The organism is Providencia sp. PROV114 (genome assembly GCF_032704305.1).
GTDB classification, from domain to species: Bacteria; Pseudomonadota; Gammaproteobacteria; order Enterobacterales; family Enterobacteriaceae; genus Providencia; species Providencia rettgeri.
In genome coordinates, this window is record NZ_CP120528.1 from 2,077,118 (window position 1) to 2,099,894 (window position 22,777).

A 22,777-nucleotide genomic window follows, 5' to 3' on the forward strand; every position below is an offset into this window, starting at 1 on the left:
AGGAACCCCAAATGTTGAATATAACATTTGGGGTTTAAAGGCTATTTTTTGGCTGGGAAGAACTGGCTGATGATAACAATGATTGCAACTAAGAGATAAGCCACGAAGATACCAATTAACCATTGTGGCATATCAAGCCCTAAGAATGCCCACTGCCTAACGGCACAGTCACCCGTAGCTTCGAATACTGCTGGTACCCACTCTTGTAATGGTAACCAATCAGGGAAATTAACGAAGAAATCACATGATGCAAATGGTGAAGGATAAAGTTGTAGCATGGTATGCTCCCATGCAAGGTCTAAACCGCGCCAAGCAGAATAAACCCAAATAAGAATAGCAACCCAGCGTATGACCATGTTCCGTGGTGCTATCGCTCCAATTAAGCCAGCAACCATAATGCCAAGTAATGCAACACGTTCATAGATACACATAACACAGGGTTGTAGTTTCATAACATGCTGAAAATATAAAGCCGCGCACTCGAGCATAAAGGCAATAAATGCCATGAGTAGCCAAGCGCCTCTTCCTTGCGAACAGTAGTTAAAAAATCTGAACATACTTAGTATCCTAATTGAGTAATGCGCACATTTTGCCCCTATCGGCCCGATAAAAAAAGCAATTAAAGTGAAATAATGCAATTTTAGAGAGGGTTTTACCTAACATTACAATTAGCCGTATTGGTGCACGGCTAATTGTTTAAAGTATAGTTATTGTGCGAACGTAATCAACCCGATGCTTTCCATCCAATGTGTGATGGGAACTAGCCAGAATTCAACCCCTAATAGCCCAACAATGGTCATTACGAAGGTATATGGCAGTGCCATCCACACCATGCGGCCGTAAGATAAACGGATCAGAGGTGATAACGCAGACGTTAATAAAAACAAGAAGGCAGCTTGCCCATTAGGTGTTGCAACAGAAGGGAGGTTAGTCCCTGTATTTATTGCGACAGCTAATAATTGGTATTGTTCCGTTGATACTAAACCTTCATTTGCCGCTTTTAAGGCTTCAGTAATATAAACCGTCCCTACAAATACGTTATCTGACACGGCAGAAAGTAGGCCATTAAACAGATAGAACAATGATAATTGTGACGATTCAGAGGATTGCAACACAAACTGAATAAATGGAGTGAATAATTGCTGGTCAATGATTACAGCAACAATGCTAAAGAATACGGTCAGTAATGCGGTAAATGGTAACGCTTCCTCAAAGGCTTTACCCAGCGCGTGCTCCTCTGTGATACCACAAAATGCGGTTGTCAGTACGATGACGGATAGGCCAATAAGACCAACTTCCGCTAAATGGAAAGCAAGGGCGACAATTAGCCAAATACCAATTAAGCCCTGAATGACCAACTGCGCAAGATCTTTTTTGGTGCGTTTCGCCGTCAGTTTTTTATCGTGCTCAGTTAAAATCTGACGCACAGAGTCTGGAAGTTCAGCACCGTAGCCAAATAACTTGAATTTTTCCACAACAAAACAGACGACTAAGCCACAAATAAAAACAGGTATAGTGACAGGCGCCATGCGGATATAAAAGGTAATGAAATCCCAGTCAACATGTTTAGCAATGATGAGATTTTGTGGCTCACCAACCATAGTCATGACACCACCTAGCGCGGTACCAATACCAGCATGCATCATTAAACTACGTAAAAAAGCCCTAAATTGTTCGAGGGTTTGTTTTTGTTCTGCACTTTTAATGAAACCATCATTTTGCAAGTCTGTGTTGCTAGGTTGATTAGAGGCATATTGGTGATAGATAGAATAAAAACCAATTGAAACACTAATGACGACAGCAATAACGGTCAGTGCATCTAAAAATGCAGATAAAAATGCACTCGCCATACAAAAAGCAAGGGAAAGAATGCGTTTAGAACGCACGTTTATCAACAGTTTGGTGAATACAAACAGCAGCAATTGTTTCATGAAATAGATACCAGCTACCATAAAAATCAGTAACAAGATAACTTCAAGGTTATTGCTAATTTCATGTGAAATTTGTGCAGGGGTGGTCATGCCGATAATTACGGCTTCTATAGCGAGAAGGCCACCGGGTTGCAATGGGTAACATTTGAGAGCCATTGCTAATGTGAATATAAATTCAACAACTAATAACCAGCCTGCGACGAAGGGACTGATAAAATAGAAGATAATAGGGTTAATTATTAAAAATATAATAATTGCTAATTTGTACCAATCAGGCGAGTTTCCCAGAAAATTTTTCAAAAAAGCCGTTTTTAAACTAAAATCCATTATGGTTCGTTATCCTCTTTTATGCGGATGTCGTGTATTGTGCTATACATACTACTCTTATCTTTTACGGATTTTAAGCTTATTTGCTAATTGATAATGTATGAATTATATGGAAATTCTATGATTTGCTTCACTCTTTATTTTTAGTCTAACTATATCAGGTGATGACAATCTGGTATGATTTGCCCAATATCCGTCTAAATGTTTGGAATAATAAAAATATGGTTATTAAAGCTCAAAGTCCGGCTGGTTTCGCGGAAGAGTATATTATTGAGAGCATATGGAACAACCGCTTTCCACCAGGTTCAATTTTACCCGCGGAGCGCGAGCTCTCGGAATTAATCGGTGTGACACGAACAACCTTACGTGAAGTGTTACAACGTTTGGCTCGTGACGGCTGGCTAACCATTCAGCATGGTAAGCCAACTAAAGTGAATAACTATTGGGAAACGTCTGGCCTAAATATTTTGGAGACATTGGCTCGGTTAGATCACGATAGAGTGCCACAGCTAATTGATAATCTCTTGGCTGTACGTACCAATATCGCTGCAATTTTTATTCGTACTGCATTTCGTAACAACCCTGAGCAGTCATTGGAGGTTTTAGCGGGTAGGGAAAAAGTTGAAGATAATTCAGATGCCTTTAGTGATTTGGATTATAACGTGTTCCGTGGGCTGGCTTTTGCATCAGGTAATCCCATCTATGGATTGATCATTAATGGCCTCAAGGGGCTCTACACAAGGGTAGGCCGTTATTATTTTTCTAACCCAGATGCGAGGCGTTTAGCGCTGAACTTTTATCAGCAACTGGCTAATTTGTGTCGTGAACAAGCTTATGACCGTATTATGGAATGTGTCAGAAATTATGGTAAGGAAAGTGGCACTATTTGGCATAGTATGCAAGGTAATATGCCTAGCGACTTAGCACACATCCGCTAAATTCGAATGACTCTATCACCAATTAAACCAGCTGATAATTTTTGCGGCTGGTTTTTTTGTTTTTTAAGCTTTAAAACGGCTTGAGGCTAGTTGTCAATTATTGGGGCACGCACAGGACTTAGCAGCAAGTGTCGTGTCTGAATAATCCACTTTCTTGTGTGATAGGTCCAAATCCACTCTATCAGTCCAATCCAGACCATCGGGAAGCGGATGGTCAGTTTTAAATAAACAATGGTAATCAACCCTTACTGGATAACTGTCTATGACGATGGCAGGGCTGAGGCATACAGAAATAGGTTTAGTGCTTAAACAGATAATATCTCCTTTATCATAAACTTGTGTTCTTAAAGCGAGAGATGATTTACAAAGTTCATCGGCAAGACTCATCCCTGCAGATAAAAATAAAATAATAAATAAGGTAAATAATTTTCTTTTTCTAATCATGGGGATACCCTAAATTCTAATTGATTAATAAGATGATTTGGTTAGTTTATTTCATTATTAAGATGACTAATTCGATGGAGCAGTCAAATTATCTATACAATCATAATTTAAAGAGATAAAAAAATAGCATCATTAGTTTTGTTAAATGTTGTTAAAAATGGTTAGCGACATAATGTTTCAATATTAAAGTATTAAATACTGAATTTATTAGTTAAAGAAATCATCAATAATTGATTTTATTGGGTTAATGCATTGAAAATCAATAGGATATTAAATAACCTTAAAATCTTCAGTGAGAATATTCATCTGTAATGTAAATGAGATGTGAATTAAAATGGATTTATTATCTGTATTGTTAAAAGTGTTAATTCACCATATTGGCAAATAATTTCTAGAATATTATCCTAAAATAAATGATGCATACTTTTATTTTGTGGGGAAGCTATGAAAATTCTAGTGTTAGGTGCAGGAGTGATCGGTGTAACAACAGCATGGTATTTAGCACAAGAAGGGCACGAAGTGCTGGTGGTGGATAGACAACATGATGTCGCAGAAGAAACAAGTGCAGCAAATGCAGGGCAAGTATCCCCTGGGTATGCAACCCCATGGGGAGCTCCCGGGATCCCCCTTAAAGCCGTGAAATGGATGTTTGAAAAACATGCACCTCTGGCGATACGCCCAGATGGAACGTTATTTCAGTTGCGCTGGATGTGGCAGATGTTAAAAAATTGCGATATTCAACATTATGCAATGAATAAAAGTCGTATGGTACGTATCGCCGAATACAGTCGCGATTGTATTCGCCAATTAAGAGCAGATACAGGTATCGAATATGAAGCTCGTCAGGGTGGTACCTTACAGCTTTTTCGTACTACTGAGCAGTTCGATAATGCAGCGAATGACATTGCAGTCTTACAGCAAGAAGGTGTTCCGTACGAACTATTAGCATCAAATGAATTAGTTAAAGCGGAACCTGCGTTAGAATTTGTCAAACACAAGCTCACCGGTGGGCTGCGATTACCCAATGATGAAACAGGGGATTGCCAGCAATTTACCAAAAAATTGGCAAAGATGGCACAAAATGCTGGAGTTCAATTCAAATTTGGTGGCCATGTAGAACAGATTTTAACAGAAGGAAATAAAGTTAGTGGCATTAAAATTGATGGTGAAATTTTGCAAGCGGACAGATATGTCGTTGCAATGGGCTCTTATTCTACTTCAATGCTACAAACCCTAGTTCAAATTCCGGTCTATCCACTCAAAGGCTATTCATTGACTATGCCAATTATCGATGAACAGCGTTCCCCAATGTCCACCATCTTGGATGAAACATACAAAATTGCAGTAACGCGGTTTGATCAGCGCATTCGAGTTGGTGGAATGGCTGAAGTTGTTGGTTTTAATTTGAATATCCTGAAAAAACGCTGCGAAACATTGAAAATGGTGGTACAAGATTTGTATCAAGGCGGTGGTGATATTGCACAAGCACAATTTTGGACGGGCCTGCGTCCAATGACACCAGATGGTACTCCAATAGTTGGGCCGACAGCATACGGTAATTTATATTTAAATACTGGGCATGGGACACTGGGTTGGACAATGGCTTGTGGTGCAGGGAAACTGCTGGCAGATTTAATTTCAGGGAATACACCGGAGATAGCGTCTGATGATTTATCGGTATTTAGGTATCTTGATGGTTTTAATACCAAGCTGACTACTCATGGTGATTTAACACCAGCACGTTAAGTGTTTGATATTTGATACTATTGTAATTTTAGAATTAATTAAACGTACTAAGGAATTAAAATGCCGCGCCCAATAAGTGCTGTCATTCATCTACAGAATTTACAACATAATTTGTCTGTCGTACGGCAACATGTTGGAAAATCAAAAATTTGGTCAGTTATGAAAGCAGACGGTTATGGTCACGGCATCAAGCAAATTTGGCCTGCGCTAAAAGAAACGGATGGCTTTGGGGTATTAGATTTTGATGAGGCCATTTTATTGCGAAAAGAAGGGTGGAAAGGGCCAATTCTATTGTTAGAGGGTTTTTTCCAGCCTCAAGATTTACAATTAATTGACCAGTATAATTTAACAACTAGTGTTCATAGTGAGTGGCAATTATTCGCCATTGAAAATGCCCAATTTTCATCACCAATTTCAGTCTATATTAAGCTAAACAGTGGAATGAATCGGTTAGGTTTTCCACCGAACGATTACGAAAATGTTGTACGACGGTTATCTAAAATGCCGAATGTACGTAGTTTAACGTTAATGAGTCACTTTGCTAATTCAGATACCAAAACCGGCGTTGCTGAGCCTTTTCAACAAATCCAGCAATTTGAACACTTATCTTTGGAAACCTGTATCGCAAACTCAGGGGCAACACTGTGGCATAAACACACCCAATATGATTGGGTCCGCACGGGTATTTTACTGTATGGTGCGTCTCCAAGTGGAAAAGCTACTGATATATCTGGGTTGGGCTTGAAGGCAGCGATGACTTTACAATCAGAAGTGATTGCTATCCATGAAATTCCAGCAGGTCAATCAATTGGTTATGGTAGCCGGTTTACATCAACTAAACCGATGCGTATTGCGACAGTGGCGTGTGGTTATGCCGATGGTTACCCTCGGCATGCTGCAAATGGAACGCCTGTATGGTGTAAAGGTAAACGTTGTGCGCTATTGGGCGCGGTTTCGATGGATATGCTGACAATTGACATCAGTGATTGTGACGATGTTAAGCTTGGTGAGCGAGTAGAGATGTGGGGGCAAAATTTACCGGTTGATGAGGTGGCGCAAGCCGCGGGGACAATAGGTTATGAGCTACTCTGTGCGCTTGCAAAAAGAGTTCCTGTTTCTTATAAAAATAAAGTAGAATAATTATTAATCAATCACGCTAAAAACAGTTAGAATTTAGCTTTAAATGTGATTTTGATTACGAATATTGGGATTATAGCTATATTGATATAACATATAGCGGTGATCTATTTCTCATTATTTTTAGGTTAAATATATGTCTAAAGCAATTAAATTAACGACACTTGCTGTGGCTTTGAGTGTGTTATCTGGGGCCGCGTTTGCTGGAACTTGGTCTGTTGGGGGTTCAGTATTAGCGCAATCAACACCTTATAAAGGAATTAAGAGCCGTGATTATGTCACGCCAGTGCCTATTGTTAATTATGACAGTGAGAACTTCTATTTTCATACATTAGCAGCTGGTTATTACCTATGGAATGATACGCAAGACCAACTATCATTAGATGCTTTTTATTACCCGCAATTTTTTAAACCTAAAGACAATGATGATAAAGCAATGCGTGAATTAGACCGTCGCCGTGATACGGTGATGACGGGGCTGACTTATCGTCATAACGCTGATTGGGGTACGCTGAGAACGAATATTTCTGGTGATATCCTAGGTATCAGTAATGGTATTCGTGGTGAATTCGCCTATCTGTATGGTTTTGAAGGTGATAAGTGGTCAATAACCCCAGGTCTTGGTATTAAATGGGATAGCAAGAACCAAAACCGTTATGAATATGGTATTTCTTCAAAAGAATCACGTAATAGCGGTTTAAAACGTTATAACCCAGGTTCAAGTTGGACACCATACGTTGAAGTGACAGGAAATTATCGCTTTGATGAAAATTGGACGGTATTTGCAATGGGCCGTGTTGACCGCCTACCAAGTGAAGTGAAAGATAGCCCAATGGTGAATAAAGATGTTTCCGCCATTATGTGGACAGGTGTCACTTACACATTCTAAGTTTGTTATCGAAAGTTAAATTATTGAGCCCCTGATATCATTATGTTTATCAGGGGCTCAATTTTATCTATTTAGAAATCTTATACACTTAGACTGGATGATTAATCTTGCGGTTTATTATCGCGACTGACCATCACTAATGAAAGGCGAGCAGGGTGCTGTGCCTCACTTTTCATTGGGACATTAATCCTTGCCGTTTCTACACAAGCCATTTGTTTGTACCCATTATTTGGCATATCGTCCATACTGCATGATAACTCTGCCCAAGGGTTCCAACAGACAACATCACTATTATGGTAATGATGAATTTCTATTGTACGAGCCCATCCATCATCACGTAATAAGCTATATTCATCCGGTTCTGAATAAATACGGTCAGTATGTTTATTAAATTTGAGAGGTTCATTGGCATAAACTTCTTTATCTACGACTTTATCGAAATAGTGACCGCCTAACCCATAGACGGTGGCTTTTTGAATATCACTGATATTGAAATAACTATGCAGTGCGGCAGTAGTTTCGAAATCCCCATAACTTTCTAGTTCAAGTTCACATGTTTCACCGAGTTTCATACGGAGGATCAGAGTGAACTCATGTGGCCATAATTTACGGGTATAGTCGGTATCCGTTAACGTGAAGGTTAAAATAACGCCATCTTCATGCTCATTATGTGCGGTGAATTGCCAAGGTAAAATTCGCGCAAAACCATGGCTAGGACTAGCAACAGGGCCGAACCAAGGCCAACAAATAGGGATGCCACCGCGGATTGCAACACCTTCTTTAAAAGCACTTTCTGAACTTAGCCATAAGCAAGGTTTTTGCCCTGCAGGTTGCCAATCAATAAGTTGAGCACCTTGTAAACTGACGGCCCCACGCACCTTAGGGTGCGAGATGACAATGAGTGGAAGCTCGCCGAGTTGGCGTTGAGTGATGTAAGCAGAGACTTGTTTAATGACTGGTAGTGCAAAAAGTTTGTCGTGCATGGTATTAGGCCTGTGTTAATGGAACAGTGTGAATACTCGTCATCTTTCAAACTGCAGCATTGCTGACTGTGTTCATTCACTTGAATTATTTAGAGTATCTATTCGGTATATTTAAAGGCGCGGTGACGCGGTGAATAGTATTCATTCTAAAATAAGTCATGTTTATAGCGTATCCAATAAGAGATCAACCATAAGCGATATAGCAGAAAATATGAAGTGTTAATTTGTTATTGGATACGATACAAAAGAGCCGCCAATCGGCGGCTCAGTTAGACAAATTTCGTTACAGCTCTTATTTAGAGATGTGAGCGATCAAGTCTAATACTTTGTTAGAGTAACCAGTTTCGTTGTCATACCAAGAAACTAATTTAACAAAGTTGTCGTTCAGTGCGATACCAGCTTTAGCATCAAATACTGAAGTCAGTTTCTCACCGTTGAAGTCAGTTGATACAACGTCATCTTCAGTGTAACCCAGAACACCTTTCAGCTCGCCTGCTGCTGCTTCTTTGATTGCATCACAGATTTGAGTGTAAGTTGCTGGTTTTTCTAAACGAACAGTTAAGTCAACTACAGAAACGTTAGGAGTAGGTACACGGAAAGACATACCAGTCAGTTTGCCATTCAGTTCTGGAATAACTTTACCTACTGCTTTAGCCGCACCGGTTGATGATGGGATGATGTTTTGCGCAGCACCACGACCACCACGCCAGTCTTTATGTGAAGGGCCATCAACAGTTTTTTGTGTTGCAGTTGTTGCGTGAACAGTTGTCATCAGGCCTTCAACGATACCGAATTTGTCGTTGATAACTTTAGCCAGTGGAGCTAAGCAGTTAGTTGTACAAGATGCGTTAGAAACGATTTCTTGACCTGCGTAAGCTTTGTGGTTAACGCCCATAACGAACATAGGAGTATCATCTTTAGAAGGGCCAGTCAGAACAACTTTCTTAGCACCTGCTTGGATGTGTTTACGTGCAGTTTCATCAGTTAAGAAGATACCTGTAGCTTCAGCAACGACGTCAACACCGACTTCGTTCCATTTCAGGTTTGCAGGATCTTTTTCTGCTGTTACACGGATTTTTTTGCCGTTTACAACTAGGTGACCATCTTTAACTTCAACAGTACCGTTGAAACGACCATGAGTTGAGTCGTATTTCAGCATGTACGCCATGTATTCTGCATCGAGCAGGTCGTTGATAGCAACGATTTCGATGTCAGAACGCTCTTGTGCAGCACGGAAAACGATACGGCCAATACGACCAAAACCATTAATACCTACTTTGATAGTCATAGTATTTCCACCAGCTATTTATTCGTGAATTAAGTTGTAGTTAAAGTTACCAAAACCTTGCCAGCCGTCAAGCGGAATCGTGTCAATTATTGAAAAAAATCAATTCTGATACCACCAATTGCTTATTTGTCAGCCACTTCAGCGGCAAATACAGCCGCACGTATTATCGGGATTGTGCAGCATAATGAAACCATCTATCAGTGATATATGTGATACGGTTCACAAATCAAAACGGAAAGTAAGATGCTTCTTAGTTTAGAATAGTTTTACAGAAAATGTTGTTAATTTTTTGTTGATTGAAATTGATGTATGATAACCATTGAACATTTTAGTTATTTAAATATTTAGGTGTGACATGTCAAAAAAAGATAACCAACCTATTGATATTTCAGAATTAAATGAAATGCAGCGTTACGTTACACAGCAAGCAGGTACCGAGCCGCCATTCAGTGGCCAATTATTGCATAACCGTAAAGATGGTGTGTACGAATGTTTATGCTGTGGTTCACCTTTATTTATGTCTGAGAGCAAATTTGATGCAGGTTGTGGTTGGCCAAGCTTTTATCAACCCGTCAATGAAGAGGCTATCAAATACATTGAGGATTTCTCGCATGGGATGCATCGCATTGAGGTTCGCTGTCAACACTGTAATGCGCATTTAGGGCATGTATTTCCCGATGGTCCGCAGCCCACGGGGCAGCGTTACTGTATTAATTCAGCATCATTAAGCTTTATCGATGATGATAATGGTGAAAAGACCCGTGGATAAAGAGCTGAAGGGTGCTGAAATTTTAATATTAGAATGACAAAAACGATTCAGCTATCAGCTAAAATTAAGAATAATAAAATAACGTGTTAATTGCGTACTTGAAGGAGCCTTACCGTGAGCGTTGAAGTTAATCCAGAGCAACTTGAACAATTATTAGCAGTGATGACACCTGAAATCTATCAGCGCCTAGTAACCGCAGTTGAGCTAGGTAAATGGCCGGATGGGGTGATGTTAACGCCAGAACAAAAAGAGCATAGCTTGCAAATGGTATTATTGTGGCAGTCGCGGCATAACCATGACCCAGAGCATATGACGGTAGGGACTAATGGCGAAATTACGATGAAGAGCAAACAAGAGCTAAAAACGCTGTTTCAAGGTGAAATGTTGGCAACATTAAAACCGCAAAATAATGATGAGTAACAGTTACTCTGTAGATCTGTAGAATAGTTTGGTTATTCAATAGGGTGTTGTACAGTGACAGCGTCACTAAAACAAGTTTTCTCAATTGATATGAGAAAACTTGTCTACAAAGTCTGGGTTAATGCAGGTCAGTTAACGTGATTAACCTCGCGCCTTGCTTTTTCATTTCGTCTAAAGCTTCTTGGCTGTCATTGGCTGCAAGATTAACACCTCTACATCCATCCACTAGAACATCTACGCTATAGCCTAATTTTAGGGCATCTAACACGGTAAATTTGACACAGTAATCCGTCGCAATTCCCATAATAATTAAATGTGAAATGTGTTGTTCTTGTAACCATGCATGCAGGCGGGTTTGGCTAATTTTATCGTTATCGAAAAAGGCACTATAGCTATCAACCTGTGGGTTTTCCCCTTTGGTGAAAGTTGCACTAATCAGTGATTGGTTTAAATCTGAGTGTAATTTAGCGCCGTGCTCACCTTGTACGCAATGAATAGGCCACCAAACTTGTGTAATGCCATTTAGCTCACCGACTTCGCCAATTTGAGTATTTGAATTAGCCGCAAAACTAAGATGTGTCGCGGGATGCCAATCTTGGCTTGCAATGATGTCTATCTGTTTTTGTTGGCAAATAGCCATCGCCTTATTAGCAACATCAATAACATGTTCACTTTCATTTACTGCTAATGTGCCACCGGTGCAAAAATCGTTTTGTAAATCGACTAACAGTAATGCTGCTTTCATTGTGTCCTCAGTATGTTATCTGTTATTCATCAGCATAGCTCAACTCGCCGCGTAAATTATTCTGCATTAACTCTCGGATTAAAGCGGGGGTATAATTTTGGCTTAGTAAGTAGTGCAATTTACTTAAGGCGGCTTCAAAAGTCATGTCGTATCCACTTATCACACCAGCTTCTGCAAGAGCGTGTCCTGTGGCATAGCCTTCCATATTAACACGGCCAGAAATACATTGTGTCAGGTTCACCACAATAATGCCTCGGTTCGTTGCCTCGCGAAGTATACGTAGTAATTCAGGCTGTTGAGGGGCATTACCGACACCGTAAGAGCGCAATATAAGCGCTTTGACAGGTTGTTGGAGAATATTGCGAACAATCTCAACCGAGAGTCCCGGATAAAGTGTAACAACACCGATAGGTTGAGGTGTAATTCGGTGGCTTTTAAATTCACCTATGCCAATAGGTGCAGGGCACGTATTGAATGTACGAATATTGATACCCGCCTCCATTAAGGGGGAGCAGTTAGGTGAGCTGAAAGCATCAAAGCCGTCAGCATGAGCCTTAACGGTGCGGTTACCGCGATATAATTTGTTATTAAAAAACAGCCCGACCTCATTAACAGGGTAATTGGCCGCTAAATATAAGGCATTTAATAGATTTGTTTGCCCATCAGAACGTAATGCTTCTAATGGTATTTGTGACCCTGTCACGATCACTGGCTTTTTCAAGTTTTCAAACATGAAAGATAAGGCTGAGGCGGTGAAAGCCATAGTATCAGTGCCATGTAATATAACAAACCCATCATAAAGTGGATAATTTTCCCGAATATCATCAGCGATGAGCTGCCAATCTTCAGGAGTGATATCAGATGAATCAATCAACGGTTGATGCTCACGGATGGTAAACTCAGGCATTTCAGGGCGGTGAAACTCGGGCATTTGAGCTAACTGAGTTTGCAAATGACCAGAAACAGGAACATATCCCTGTGGTGAATGGCGCATGCCAATTGTTCCGCCTGTGTAGACTACATAAATTGATTTCTTCTGCATCTTATTACCTAATTTATCCAACTTATCGAAGGAGAATGATTATCAGGATTTTGACGCATTTGTTAGCGTATTACTATCGTTAACTTGCGAATAATTAGATTGATATGGGGTTATTGATGAGTTTGTGAGAGAAATCCCCTTCATTAACGCTGAAGGGGATTTAGCGATCAGTTAATTTCCGCGCAATTTAAGCAAAATGCGTAGCGGTTTTGAGGGTCATTCATTTTTAAGAAAAACTGAGCTTGCTGGCGGATATCCGTTGCGACTGCTGGGGGCAAAAACACCTGTAGTACATCCGGCATCGCGGCTTGAACGCTAGTGGTTAATTCAAGCAACAATTGATCCATGAAAGTCATCTCAGGCTTCATCCAATCTAGCTTAACATCAGTGAGTTTAGCGAGTTCTGCGGCTTTATCTATCGCAGTATCAAAATCACCTAGCTGGTCTACAAGGCCATTTTTAAGCGCGTCTTGCCCGATCCACACACGGCCTTGAGCGATTTTATCTATCTCTGCAGGTGTTTTATGGCGAGCTTTCGCGACTAAGCCAATAAATGTCTCATAACCATTTTCAATAGTAATTTGCATCATGTCAGCAAATTGAGGGCTAATCCCTTTAGTCAGAGAAATATCGGCTAATGGTGATGTTGATACTCCATCAGTATACACCCCAATAGAATCTAAAGATTTTTCAAAGGTATTGATCACACCAAATATACCAATTGAACCTGTCAGTGTGTTTGCACTGGCAATAATATAGTCAGCTGGAGTCGATACCCAATACCCGCCAGATGCTGCCATTCCCCCCATAGAAACCACCACGGGTTTACCGGCAGCATGGGCCGAAGCCAGTTCACTGCGGATCAAATCAGAAGCGCTTACACTTCCACCCGGGCTATTAACGCGTAACACAATTGCTTTAATATTATCATCAAGGCGAGCATCACGAATTTGTGCTGCGATGGTATCGCCTCCTGCAATCCCAGCCGTTTGCGGGCCATCCATGATAGCACCTTGAACAACAATCACGGCGATATTGCCACTTTGATTCGCATTGGTATCTGTTATTTTAGCGGAGTAATCATAGATACTAATATTATTGAATTGTTTATTTTCTTTATTCCAGCCAAAGTGTTTACTGAGTAAATCTTCAACTTCTTCGTTTGTATAAAGTTTATCAACCAATTTTTGTTTTAAAGCATATTGCGCGCTATCGCCTTTGACAGAACGTAATTGTTCTAAAATAGCATCAGCTCCAGGGAAAATTTGCGTGCTAGTTGTATTGCGGTTTTTGGCGATATCTGCGAGGTAATTGTTCCACAGGGCATCCAACCATTGTTTATTGGCCAAACGTGCTTCAGGGGACATTTCATCACGCATTAATGGCTCAACTGCTGATTTATAGGTACCAACACGGAAAATATGGCTACTGACTTTAAGTTTTTCTAACAGTGACTTGTAATAAAGGCCATTAGTTGCGAAACCATATACCCCAACAGCACCTTGTGGTGTGAGGTAGATATCATCAGCGTAACTGGCGAGATAGTATTGTGATTGGCTATAACTGCTACCGATGGCGTAAACCTGTTTCCCTGAACTTTTAAATTCATTGATTGCTTTACCGATATAAGCCAGAGAAGGTTGGTCGGCGCCAACTAAATCATCTAGGCGTAATACCATTCCTGTAATACGGTCATCATTTGCGGCGGTACGAATAGTATCAACGATGTCGAATAATGAATTTTCTTGCATGCGGCTATTTGAAGTACCAAGTAGTTCACGGCTCATACGACCAAATGGGTCTGGAGCAGAAACTTGGTCTACGATAACGCCCTGCAAATCAACATACAAAGCACCAAAATAATTTTTTTCGGGTTGAGTTTCTGTTTGGTAAAGCGCAATTGACCCAATAACGACAAAGAATAATACTAAGAAAATGGCGTTAAAAACGAATTCCCTAATAAAGTTTAGTGCTCGCCAGCTAATTCTAAAGATGGTAGCGATGATGTCCCAAAGTTGACGCATGTTTTCTCCTATCCTGTATATTTTGCACCACACGGGTGTTAGCTTCACTGGTTTGCCGTTGACTTATGGCACAAACTATTTTTGGATATTACATAAATATGTCTTTCTACAGTTGGGCTATTTCCGCCTGTAGCATGAATTTACGACAGTATACTCAAAAGCAAATCCGTTACCCGATCATCACATCGAATTGTTGATGTCTTAGTTGTATCAATACAATTAGTTGCAACTGCGGGCTATTTTTATGCATAACAAAATTATGATCAGCAAGGTACAATGCTTCAATGATATTTTTCATGTGTGACAAATGATACAATTCAATGAATTTATAACGTAATTTTACCTAGCGAATAACCGTTATTATTGTATTAGTGTAAGCGATTTTCCTTTAAGCTGAAACAATAGATAGCGTGGGTATCATTATCTAATTGAATGATTATCATATCAGTTTACTCTTAAACGGAGACAAATATGGATGCTTTAACCCTTTTGTTGAACCGCCGTTCAGCTTCAAGACTCACATCACCAGCACCCCAAGGTGAAGAACTTAACAATATACTTGCTGCGGGGATGAGAGCACCTGATCACGGAGCTTTGAAACCATGGCATTTTGTTGTTATGCAAAATGAAGGTATTAACCGCTTCAGTGAGCTATTAGAAAAAGCGGCAATTGAAGGGCAATTAGGTGCTGAAGTAGAAGAAAAAGCACGTAACGCACCTTTTCGCGCTCCACTCATTATTACTGTAATTGCGAAATTAAAAGACCATCCGAAAATACCACAATGGGAACAATTAGTTGCTGCAAGTTGCACTGTACAAGCAATGCAGATGGCTGCGGTTGCTCAAGGCTTTGGCGGTATATGGCGCTCAGGAGCATGGACAGAAGATGCCGTGGTTCGTGCGGGATTAGGTTGTGGAGATAACGACCGTATTGTTGGATTTCTTTATTTAGGTACGCCAGAGCTTAAAGCACCAGCAAAAGTGCAAACACCTGATATGACAGGCTTTGTATCTTATTTCTAATAAAGAGAATAATAATGACTGAAAAAATTAGATTAACGCAATATAGTCATGGTGCAGGCTGCGGCTGTAAAATTGCACCGAAAGTATTAGAGCAAATTTTACACACGGAACAAGCAAAATTTCATGACCCACATTTGTTAGTTGGAAATGAAACGAAAGATGATGCGGCGGTTTATGATCTCGGTAACGGGATTGGTATCATCAGCACGACAGATTTTTTTATGCCGATCGTTGACTCTCCGTTTGAGTTTGGCCGTATTGCTGCAACTAACGCGATTAGCGATATCTTTGCTATGGGTGGAAAACCGATTATGGCAATCGCTATTTTAGGCTGGCCAATTGCTAAGTTACCGCCTGAAGTGGCTCGTGAAGTGATTGAGGGGGGCCGTGCTGCTTGTGCGGATGCTGGCATATCATTGGCTGGAGGGCACTCTATTGATGCACCTGAGCCTATTTTTGGTTTGGCAGTTACAGGTGTTGTGAATACGGAATATGTGAAGAAAAATAGTGCTGCAACAGCAGATTGCGAACTGTTCTTGACTAAACCGCTTGGGATTGGCGTTTTGACAACGGCAGAGAAAAAAGGGGTACTTTCGCCGGAACATCAACACTTAGCGGCAGAAACCATGTGCCAAATGAATAAGTTAGGAGCGGTGGTTGCGCCTTTAGAGGGAGTGACGGCTATGACGGATGTAACCGGTTTCGGTTTATTGGGACATTTAAGTGAGATTTGCGAAGGGTCTAAAGTTCGCGCTGAAATTTCCTTTAGTAAAGTCCCTAAATTAGCCAACGTCGAAAAATATATTGAAGCAGGTTGCGTTCCTGGTGGAACAACCCGTAACTTCGACAGCTATGGTCACCTTATTGGCCCAATGAGTGATATGCAACGTCAGCTATTGTGCGACCCACAAACTTCTGGTGGCTTACTCATTGCAGTAAAACCTTCCGAAGTCTCTAAAATTAAAGAGATTGCACAGCAGCAAGGTGTTTTGTTACAGTCTATCGGTAAATTATTACCCCATCAGGATAATGTTCCTTTAGTTGAAGTGATAGATTAATTTATGCGTTTGTTTATTGCGGAAAAACCGAGCCTTGCAAGGGCCATTGCAGATGTATTACCCAAACCCCATAAACGCGGTGATGGTTTTATTCAATGTGGTGATGGCCAAACCGTAACATGGTGCATTGGCCACCTTTTAGAGCAGGCGGAACCCGATGCTTATGAACCTCGGTACGCACGTTGGAATCTTCAGGATTTGCCAATTATCCCGGATAAGTGGCAATTGAAGCCCCGTCCCGCAGTAACTAAACAATTAAAAACCATTGAAACATTACTGAAGCAAGCTTCAATAGTCGTCCATGCAGGAGACCCCGATAGAGAAGGTCAACTGCTGGTGGACGAAGTGCTTGATTTTTTAAAGCTCGATCCTGAGAAACGCAAAGCCGTAAAACGTTGTTTGATCAACGACCTTAACCCACAAGCCGTTGAGCGGGCAATTGACCGCTTAAGAGAAAATCGTGAGTTTATCCCTCTTTGTGTCTCCGCCTTAGCGAGAGCACGGGCAGATTGGCTATATGGCATCAATATGACTCGTGCTTATACACTATTAGGGCAACGAGGTGGATATCAAGGTGTTCTTTCTGTTGGGCGGGTACAAACGCCAGTTTTGGGCCTAGTTGTTAGGCGCGATGAAGAAATAGAAAATTTTATCCCTAAAGATTATTTCGAGGTGAAAGCCCATATTGTTACGCCAAAAGATGAGCGTTTTGTAGCAATATGGCAGCCAAGTGACTCCTGTATTGATTACCAAGACGAAGAAGGGCGTTTGTTCCATCGGCCGCTTGCAGACCATGTGGTATCGCGTATTGAGGGGAAGCCTGCCATAGTGACGCAATATCAGGACAAGCGCGAGTCTGAAATTGCACCATTGCCTTTCTCTTTGTCGTCTTTACAGATTGAAGCCGCTAAAAAGTATGCGTTGAGTGCACAAGAAGTATTGGATATATGCCAACGCTTGTATGAAACACATAAGTTAATTACTTATCCTCGTTCGGATAGCCGCTATTTACCGGATGAGCATTTTGCAGGGCGACACAGTGTATTGAATGCCATTGCTGTGCATCAGCCTGATCTCACTGAATTTGAACTGCCAGAGTTAGATAAAAAGAATCGTTGTTGGGACGATAAAAAAGTGGACGCCCACCATGCAATTATTCCAACTGCAAAAACGGCAGCAGTAAAATTAACGGAAAATGAAAGTAAAATTTACCAACTGATTGCACGTCAATATATTATTCAGTTCATGGCGGATGCGGTTTACCGTAAGTGTACTATTGATCTTGAAATTGAAAAGGGTAAATTTATTGCAAAAGCTCGGTTTCTTGCTGAAGCGGGCTGGCGAGTTGTATTAGGCAATAAAGAGCGCGATGCTGAAAATGATGGTATGCCTTTGCCAGTTGTGAGTAAAAGTGATGAGTTATTATGTGAGAAAGGGGAAGTTGTCGAACGGCAAACGCAGCCTCCGCGCCCTTTTACGGATGCAACGCTATTATCAGCAATGACTGGGATTGCTCGGTTTGTGCAAGATAAAGCATTAAAAAAAGTATTGCGAGAAACGGATGGGCTTGGTACGGAAGCGACTAGGGCGGGCATCATTGACTTACTATTTAAGCGCCAATTTCTCTTCAAAAAAGGGCGTTACATTCATTCCTCTCCGGCAGGAAGGGCTCTAATTCATGTTCTACCCGATATGGCAACATTACCGGATATGACTGCTCATTGGGAGTCCGTACTGACTCAAATTAGTGAAAAACAATCACGTTATGATGATTTTATGCACCCGCTAGGTCAAACATTGATGCAATTAATTCACCATGCACGCCAATTTACAAATTTGAGGGCATTTCGAGAGTTACCAGCCCCATCAGTAAAAGCAGGGAAAAAAACTGCAAAAACAGGCAAGAAGAAAACGAAAAAGAAAGAGGATTAGTTGAGTCTGGCAAACCAATAAAAGGCGCTTTAAGCGCCTTTTTGCATGATAACTAGTGAGGAAATTTATTTTGTTAGGTCAAACTCAGACCACACCGGTGCGTGGTCTGATGGTTTTTCCATTCCGCGAATATCATAATCAATACCCGTTGCGATACAACGTTCAGCAAGGTTATTTGAGGCTAGTAATAAATCAATACGTAAACCGCGGTTATCATCAAAGCCCTTAGAACGGTAGTCAAACCAAGAGTAGCAATCAGCAACATCAGGATTTTTAGCTCGGTATGTATCGACCAAGCCCCAGCCTAACAATTTAGCTAACCATTCACGTTCTTCAGGTAAAAAAGAACATTTTCCGGTTTTTAACCAACGTTTGCGGTTTGCATCACCAATACCGATATCCAGATCGGTTGGGCTAATATTCATATCACCCATAATGAGTAATTGAGACTCAGCCGTTTGTGTTGATGTAATGTAATTTTGTAAATCTTGATAGAATTTTTCTTTTGCTGGAAATTTAGTTGGGTGGTCGCGGCTTTCCCCTTGAGGAAAATAACCATTAACAACAGTCAATGGGCCACGCTCTGTTTGAATGTCAGCCATGATAATACGGCGCTGTGCGTCATCATCGTCAGTTGGAAAGCCTTTGCGGACAGCAATAGGTTCATTTTTTGTTAAAAGAGCCACACCATAATGGGCTTTTTGGCCGTGATAAAAAACATGATAGCCGAGCTGACTAACCTCTTCATAAGGGAACATATCATCATGGACTTTTGTTTCTTGTAAGCCAATAACCTCAGGTTGATGTTTTTCGATGATTGCAGCGAGTTGGTGAGGACGAGCTCGGAGGCCATTGATATTGAACGATATGAATTTCATGGTTTTTTATCACCTAGTTTTATGATTATTATGCGTATTCTACCAGATGGTAGCAATACTGTAACCCCGAGTAGCATGTTTCAACGATTAGGTTGTTTTATAGCCAATAACGATTATGATAAAAATGGTCATTACATAACTCATTCTTGGTACAATATCAAAATTTAGCGTTTAATATAAAAGTTATAATAAATTTAGTTAAACAAAAAATATTATAATTAATTAAATTTATTATGGGGGCTAGAATTTAATTTCTGATTAAAATTAAATTAATAATTTCAATATTAACTAGTTTTAATTTCATTTAAAGTCAATTGGTTATTTATATTTTAATGTGATTTAATAGTGGAGGCATAAAAAATAATTAATCGAAACAGTATAATATATTGCTTTGTAATGATGGAAATTATAAAAATACTTTTATGAAATATTGTTAATCATTCAATAAAAAATCAACTTTGACTTTTTATTTTTTGGATTAATTTATGGGCTAATCAATATAATTATTAATGAGAAAGTTAAGTATGTTGATTAACATTTTAATAAATGGAATGGGGTCATAGATATGTTCTTTTCAAGAAAATTAGAGGCGTTTATGGCGGTTGTTGAGAATGGCTCGTTAAGCAAAGCGGCAAGAGTGATGAACCGTACGACACCTCCCATCGCGAAGTCAATCAAAGACTTTGAGACAAGCCTAGGTAAACGGCTTTTTAAACGAGAAAAATTTGGAATGACATTAACTAAGGATGGCCAAGAGCTTTATAACGATCTAAGAGATCTTTATTTACAGGAGAAAGAAATAACGAAAAAACATTTTTCAGGTTATATAATCAATGAGGCTAATATTTATTATGACTGGGGAAAGGAAAATCATTTAATTAATTTATATCAATCAGCACATCAAAATAATGTACAAGTAAATATATTAAGGTTTAATTATGATGAAGTAGATGAAATTGTCGATTATGATGGAAATACACTTATTCTTAGTTCAGAGCAGGTTGTCAGCGAACGGTTTTCATTACAAAAAATAATAGAAAATTCACCATTAGGTATTTATTGTCGGAAAGAACTGTATGAAAAATTTCATTATGATCTTGTTACATTATTACAAAAAAGTACCTGGTTATGTGACCCCGCATTTTATAAAAGTTCTTTAATGAGCGATTTATTAGCAAAAATTGAAACGGTTGATAATAAAACGAGCGTGAGACAAATGGATAATATTGGCTGTTGCCAAAGTTTTATTCAAGATGGTGACTTTATAGGTATTATAGACCACTATCCAGAAGAAGAATTAATTGATAAATCATTAATTTATATACCATTAAACAAGATTTTGGGGAAAAGTGTTTGTTACATTTATAAATCAAAATCACACTCTAGTGTACTAAATCGTTTTATGGGTGTTGTTGATAAATTAGGGGGGGATGTTAATTAAATGGTGGTGGGAGAAGGATTCGAACCTTCGAAGTCTGTGACGGCAGATTTACAGTCTGCTCCCTTTGGCCGCTTGGGTATCCCACCAGATTTTGAGTTGCTGTAATCATTGACAGCGGGCGGCATCATATCAAATGACGCGCCGCTGTAAAGCATTAATTTTCAATAAAATGGTCGTTTGCTGTTTTTTTATTCTTAATGCGTGTTAAATCTACAAAGTGTTGTTAAATAAGCCACTGTGTTGGCTTATAAAATAATGGTGCGATTACCATATACAAATACACGTTGAGCTAAGACCCAGTAAAGGGCATGGCTTAGTACATTTTTTTCAACGTCACGTCCAGCACGCATCATATCATCCGCTGTGAATGTATGGTCTACATTAATCACGTTCTGTGTAATGATTGGCCCTTCATCAAGGCTGTCATTAACAAAATGCGCTGTAGCACCAATAATTTTTACGCCACGCTCATAAGCTTGGTGATAAGGACGGGCACCAATAAAGGCAGGTAAAAACGAATGGTGAATATTGATAATCTGGTTTGGATAATGCTGAACAAATGCGGGCGTTAATACGCGCATATATTTAGCCAACACAACGTAGTCAGGCTGATACTGGTCAATCTGTGCTGTCATTTTTTCGTCATGTTGTTCGCGAGTTAAGCCTTCATGACTAATATGGTGGAATGGGATGCCAAATTGTTCGACTAAGTTTCTTAGCGTATCGTGGTTTCCAATAACAGCAGCAATTTCAACATCCAAGCCATCATAAGCACTTTTCATGAGTAGGTCGCCCAGACAATGTGCTTCTTTGGTTACCATGACGACAATACGACGCCGGCCTGCAGTGTTTAATTCACGTTGAGACCCAACAGGCAATGCATCGTCGAGATCCGCTAATAATGTTTCATCGTTGAAAATGCCTTCTAACTCAGTTCTCATGAAGAAACGGCCAGTGTGATGATCAACAAATTCATTATTTTGTACGATATTGAGTTGGTGTTTATAGCAAATATTGGTGATTTTCGCGATTAATCCTTTCGCGTCAGGGCAAATTGTCCTGAGAATTTTCTTTTGTACAATTTTGTGTTGCATGAAACAGCCTAATCCTTAACTAACAAAGCGATATAAAAAACGACAGATTGTGTATTAAATGTGTCTCATTAGACAGGCATTAAATAAAGGGTAATTAGTCTGGGTGCCCACACTTTTTATATTTTTGACCAGAGCCACAAGGACATAAATCATTACGACCGATTTTTGGGGTAATGCCGTCTATATAATACCAACACGAATCCATCTTAATAAAACGCGAACGTTCATGAATAAGCTGCTTATGATCAGCTTTTTCATCAATAAAGCAAGCCGAAAATTCGACATAAGCTTCATCGGGATTTTTAGCATAAGAAGAACTAATAACACGAAGACCACACCAGCGTGTCTTCGAAAAACTATTTACAATTTCGTGGTGCCATTCTTGAGCATGGCAATCCGGGTGCCATGTTTTAATCAGATAATCGGCATTTTGGTGAACATAAGCGCTATATCTGGAGCGCATAAGCTGTTCAGGCGTCTGTGGAATAGATTTTCCTTGTAAAAAAGGGGCGCAGCATTGTTCAAATTGTGCTTCGTTGCCACAGCAACACCTATCTTCTACTTGTGATTTCATAACACTCTCTATAAAAATAAGTATAAGATTGAAAAGTCACTATACTTAAATGATGGCGAATAAATGATTTTATCGTATGAATAATTGTATTGTT

The 22,777-nt window shown here is 39.9% G+C and carries 21 protein-coding genes and 1 tRNA gene; 10 read left to right on the plus strand and 12 right to left on the minus strand.

Annotated elements, in window-relative coordinates; all coding sequences use genetic code 11:
• Nucleotides 1–41: 41 nt before the first annotated feature.
• Nucleotides 42–557: a disulfide bond formation protein DsbB gene (dsbB, locus tag P3L37_RS09140; protein ID WP_004911215.1), complete on the minus strand. Its 516-nt coding sequence runs from the start codon at nt 555–557 to the stop codon at nt 42–44.
• A 150-nt stretch (nt 558–707) separates the two neighbouring features.
• A complete protein-coding gene (gene nhaB / locus P3L37_RS09145) occupies nt 708–2,258 on the minus strand; it encodes a sodium/proton antiporter NhaB (RefSeq protein WP_109913260.1) in 1,551 nt (516 codons plus the stop codon).
• Nucleotides 2,259–2,479: 221 nt separating this feature from the next.
• Between nhaB and fadR the strand changes: the two genes are divergently transcribed.
• On the plus strand, nt 2,480–3,196 hold the full coding sequence (gene fadR / locus P3L37_RS09150) for a fatty acid metabolism transcriptional regulator FadR (protein WP_004911211.1): 717 nt from the start codon (nt 2,480–2,482) through the stop codon (nt 3,194–3,196).
• Nucleotides 3,197–3,289: 93 nt separating this feature from the next.
• Here fadR and P3L37_RS09155 read toward each other — a convergent pair whose 3' ends face one another.
• A complete protein-coding gene (locus P3L37_RS09155; protein ID WP_117162238.1) occupies nt 3,290–3,640 on the minus strand; it encodes a hypothetical protein in 351 nt (116 codons plus the stop codon).
• A 444-nt stretch (nt 3,641–4,084) separates the two neighbouring features.
• On the opposite strand from P3L37_RS09155, the gene P3L37_RS09160 reads away from it, so the two are divergent.
• The 3 genes from P3L37_RS09160 (at nt 4,085) to P3L37_RS09170 (ending at nt 7,412) form a co-directional block, all read left to right on the plus strand.
• A complete protein-coding gene (locus P3L37_RS09160) occupies nt 4,085–5,386 on the plus strand; it encodes a D-amino acid dehydrogenase (protein ID WP_110731963.1) in 1,302 nt (433 codons plus the stop codon).
• A 60-nt stretch (nt 5,387–5,446) separates the two neighbouring features.
• Nucleotides 5,447–6,526, plus strand: coding sequence for an alanine racemase (gene alr / locus P3L37_RS09165; protein ID WP_004911204.1), 1,080 nt, complete (start codon nt 5,447–5,449; stop codon nt 6,524–6,526).
• Nucleotides 6,527–6,659: 133 nt separating this feature from the next.
• Nucleotides 6,660–7,412, plus strand: a complete 753-nt coding sequence (locus P3L37_RS09170) for a MipA/OmpV family protein (RefSeq protein ID WP_004911202.1) — start codon at nt 6,660–6,662, stop codon at nt 7,410–7,412.
• A 101-nt stretch (nt 7,413–7,513) separates the two neighbouring features.
• Here P3L37_RS09170 and P3L37_RS09175 read toward each other — a convergent pair whose 3' ends face one another.
• Both P3L37_RS09175 and gapA read right to left on the minus strand, forming a co-directional pair.
• A complete protein-coding gene (locus P3L37_RS09175; RefSeq protein WP_109913257.1) occupies nt 7,514–8,395 on the minus strand; it encodes a D-hexose-6-phosphate mutarotase in 882 nt (293 codons plus the stop codon).
• A gap of 292 nt (nt 8,396–8,687) precedes the next feature.
• A complete protein-coding gene (gene gapA / locus P3L37_RS09180; protein ID WP_004911198.1) occupies nt 8,688–9,683 on the minus strand; it encodes a glyceraldehyde-3-phosphate dehydrogenase in 996 nt (331 codons plus the stop codon).
• Between the two features lie 355 nt (nt 9,684–10,038).
• Here gapA and msrB point away from each other — a divergent pair, with 355 nt between their 5' ends.
• Together msrB and P3L37_RS09190 are read left to right on the plus strand one after the other, a co-directional pair.
• The gene (msrB, locus tag P3L37_RS09185; protein ID WP_004911195.1) at nt 10,039–10,452 is read left to right on the plus strand and encodes a peptide-methionine (R)-S-oxide reductase MsrB; all 414 of its coding nucleotides are present in this window, start codon (nt 10,039–10,041) and stop codon (nt 10,450–10,452) included.
• Nucleotides 10,453–10,566: 114 nt separating this feature from the next.
• Complete coding sequence (locus P3L37_RS09190) at nt 10,567–10,872, plus strand: YeaC family protein (protein ID WP_004911191.1); 306 nt, start codon at nt 10,567–10,569, stop codon at nt 10,870–10,872.
• A 118-nt stretch (nt 10,873–10,990) separates the two neighbouring features.
• On the opposite strand, the gene pncA is transcribed toward P3L37_RS09190, so the two are convergent.
• From pncA to sppA, 3 genes are all read right to left on the minus strand, one after another.
• Nucleotides 10,991–11,617: a bifunctional nicotinamidase/pyrazinamidase gene (gene pncA, locus P3L37_RS09195; RefSeq protein ID WP_109913256.1), complete on the minus strand. Its 627-nt coding sequence runs from the start codon at nt 11,615–11,617 to the stop codon at nt 10,991–10,993.
• 22 nt (nt 11,618–11,639) lie between these two features.
• Nucleotides 11,640–12,659: an asparaginase gene (gene ansA / locus P3L37_RS09200; RefSeq protein WP_004911183.1), complete on the minus strand. Its 1,020-nt coding sequence runs from the start codon at nt 12,657–12,659 to the stop codon at nt 11,640–11,642.
• Between the two features lie 167 nt (nt 12,660–12,826).
• Nucleotides 12,827–14,683 carry a signal peptide peptidase SppA gene (gene sppA / locus P3L37_RS09205; RefSeq protein ID WP_117162237.1) on the minus strand — a complete coding sequence of 619 codons (1,857 nt, stop codon included), beginning with the start codon at nt 14,681–14,683 and terminating at the stop codon, nt 12,827–12,829.
• 471 nt (nt 14,684–15,154) lie between these two features.
• Between sppA and P3L37_RS09210 the strand changes: the two genes are divergently transcribed.
• From P3L37_RS09210 to P3L37_RS09220, 3 genes are read left to right on the plus strand one after another with little or no spacing between them, the layout of a single operon-like run.
• Nucleotides 15,155–15,706, plus strand: a complete 552-nt coding sequence (locus P3L37_RS09210; RefSeq protein ID WP_109913254.1) for an NAD(P)H nitroreductase — start codon at nt 15,155–15,157, stop codon at nt 15,704–15,706.
• Between the two features lie 14 nt (nt 15,707–15,720).
• A complete protein-coding gene (selD, locus tag P3L37_RS09215; protein WP_109913253.1) occupies nt 15,721–16,764 on the plus strand; it encodes a selenide, water dikinase SelD in 1,044 nt (347 codons plus the stop codon).
• Nucleotides 16,765–16,767: 3 nt separating this feature from the next.
• On the plus strand, nt 16,768–18,696 hold the full coding sequence (locus P3L37_RS09220; RefSeq protein ID WP_110731962.1) for a DNA topoisomerase III: 1,929 nt from the start codon (nt 16,768–16,770) through the stop codon (nt 18,694–18,696).
• Between the two features lie 65 nt (nt 18,697–18,761).
• Here the strand turns inward: P3L37_RS09220 and xthA are convergent, their stop codons facing one another.
• Entirely contained in the window at nt 18,762–19,574 is an 813-nt protein-coding gene (xthA, locus tag P3L37_RS09225) for an exodeoxyribonuclease III (RefSeq protein ID WP_109913251.1), read from the minus strand.
• 565 nt (nt 19,575–20,139) lie between these two features.
• Here xthA and P3L37_RS09230 point away from each other — a divergent pair.
• Nucleotides 20,140–21,015: a LysR family transcriptional regulator gene (locus P3L37_RS09230; protein WP_004911163.1), complete on the plus strand. Its 876-nt coding sequence runs from the start codon at nt 20,140–20,142 to the stop codon at nt 21,013–21,015.
• 1 nt (nt 21,016) lies between these two features.
• Here P3L37_RS09230 and P3L37_RS09235 read toward each other — a convergent pair.
• The 3 genes from P3L37_RS09235 to P3L37_RS09245 all read right to left on the minus strand — a co-directional run bounded on the left by P3L37_RS09235 (nt 21,017) and on the right by P3L37_RS09245 (nt 22,683).
• A tRNA-Tyr gene (locus P3L37_RS09235) sits at nt 21,017–21,101 on the minus strand.
• Between the two features lie 159 nt (nt 21,102–21,260).
• Nucleotides 21,261–22,109, minus strand: a complete 849-nt coding sequence (purU, locus tag P3L37_RS09240) for a formyltetrahydrofolate deformylase (RefSeq protein ID WP_110731961.1) — start codon at nt 22,107–22,109, stop codon at nt 21,261–21,263.
• 94 nt (nt 22,110–22,203) lie between these two features.
• Nucleotides 22,204–22,683: a YchJ family protein gene (locus tag P3L37_RS09245; protein WP_004911157.1), complete on the minus strand. Its 480-nt coding sequence runs from the start codon at nt 22,681–22,683 to the stop codon at nt 22,204–22,206.
• Nucleotides 22,684–22,777 lie beyond the last annotated feature (94 nt).

Coding starts and splice junctions, on each gene's coding strand:
- P3L37_RS09210 (WP_109913254.1), top strand. CDS start 15,155: ATGGATGCTTTAACCCTTTTGTTGAACCGCCGTTCAGCTTCAAGACTC.
- P3L37_RS09230 (WP_004911163.1), top strand. CDS start 20,140: ATGTTCTTTTCAAGAAAATTAGAGGCGTTTATGGCGGTTGTTGAGAAT.
- selD (WP_109913253.1), top strand. CDS start 15,721: ATGACTGAAAAAATTAGATTAACGCAATATAGTCATGGTGCAGGCTGC.
- nhaB (WP_109913260.1), bottom strand. CDS start 2,258: ATGGATTTTAGTTTAAAAACGGCTTTTTTGAAAAATTTTCTGGGAAAC.
- P3L37_RS09220 (WP_110731962.1), top strand. CDS start 16,768: ATGCGTTTGTTTATTGCGGAAAAACCGAGCCTTGCAAGGGCCATTGCA.
- purU (WP_110731961.1), bottom strand. CDS start 22,109: ATGCAACACAAAATTGTACAAAAGAAAATTCTCAGGACAATTTGCCCT.
- fadR (WP_004911211.1), top strand. CDS start 2,480: ATGGTTATTAAAGCTCAAAGTCCGGCTGGTTTCGCGGAAGAGTATATT.
- P3L37_RS09155 (WP_117162238.1), bottom strand. CDS start 3,640: ATGATTAGAAAAAGAAAATTATTTACCTTATTTATTATTTTATTTTTA.
- sppA (WP_117162237.1), bottom strand. CDS start 14,683: ATGCGTCAACTTTGGGACATCATCGCTACCATCTTTAGAATTAGCTGG.
- ansA (WP_004911183.1), bottom strand. CDS start 12,659: ATGCAGAAGAAATCAATTTATGTAGTCTACACAGGCGGAACAATTGGC.
- pncA (WP_109913256.1), bottom strand. CDS start 11,617: ATGAAAGCAGCATTACTGTTAGTCGATTTACAAAACGATTTTTGCACC.
- gapA (WP_004911198.1), bottom strand. CDS start 9,683: ATGACTATCAAAGTAGGTATTAATGGTTTTGGTCGTATTGGCCGTATC.
- P3L37_RS09245 (WP_004911157.1), bottom strand. CDS start 22,683: ATGAAATCACAAGTAGAAGATAGGTGTTGCTGTGGCAACGAAGCACAA.
- dsbB (WP_004911215.1), bottom strand. CDS start 557: ATGTTCAGATTTTTTAACTACTGTTCGCAAGGAAGAGGCGCTTGGCTA.
- msrB (WP_004911195.1), top strand. CDS start 10,039: ATGTCAAAAAAAGATAACCAACCTATTGATATTTCAGAATTAAATGAA.
- P3L37_RS09175 (WP_109913257.1), bottom strand. CDS start 8,395: ATGCACGACAAACTTTTTGCACTACCAGTCATTAAACAAGTCTCTGCT.
- xthA (WP_109913251.1), bottom strand. CDS start 19,574: ATGAAATTCATATCGTTCAATATCAATGGCCTCCGAGCTCGTCCTCAC.
- P3L37_RS09160 (WP_110731963.1), top strand. CDS start 4,085: ATGAAAATTCTAGTGTTAGGTGCAGGAGTGATCGGTGTAACAACAGCA.
- P3L37_RS09170 (WP_004911202.1), top strand. CDS start 6,660: ATGTCTAAAGCAATTAAATTAACGACACTTGCTGTGGCTTTGAGTGTG.
- alr (WP_004911204.1), top strand. CDS start 5,447: ATGCCGCGCCCAATAAGTGCTGTCATTCATCTACAGAATTTACAACAT.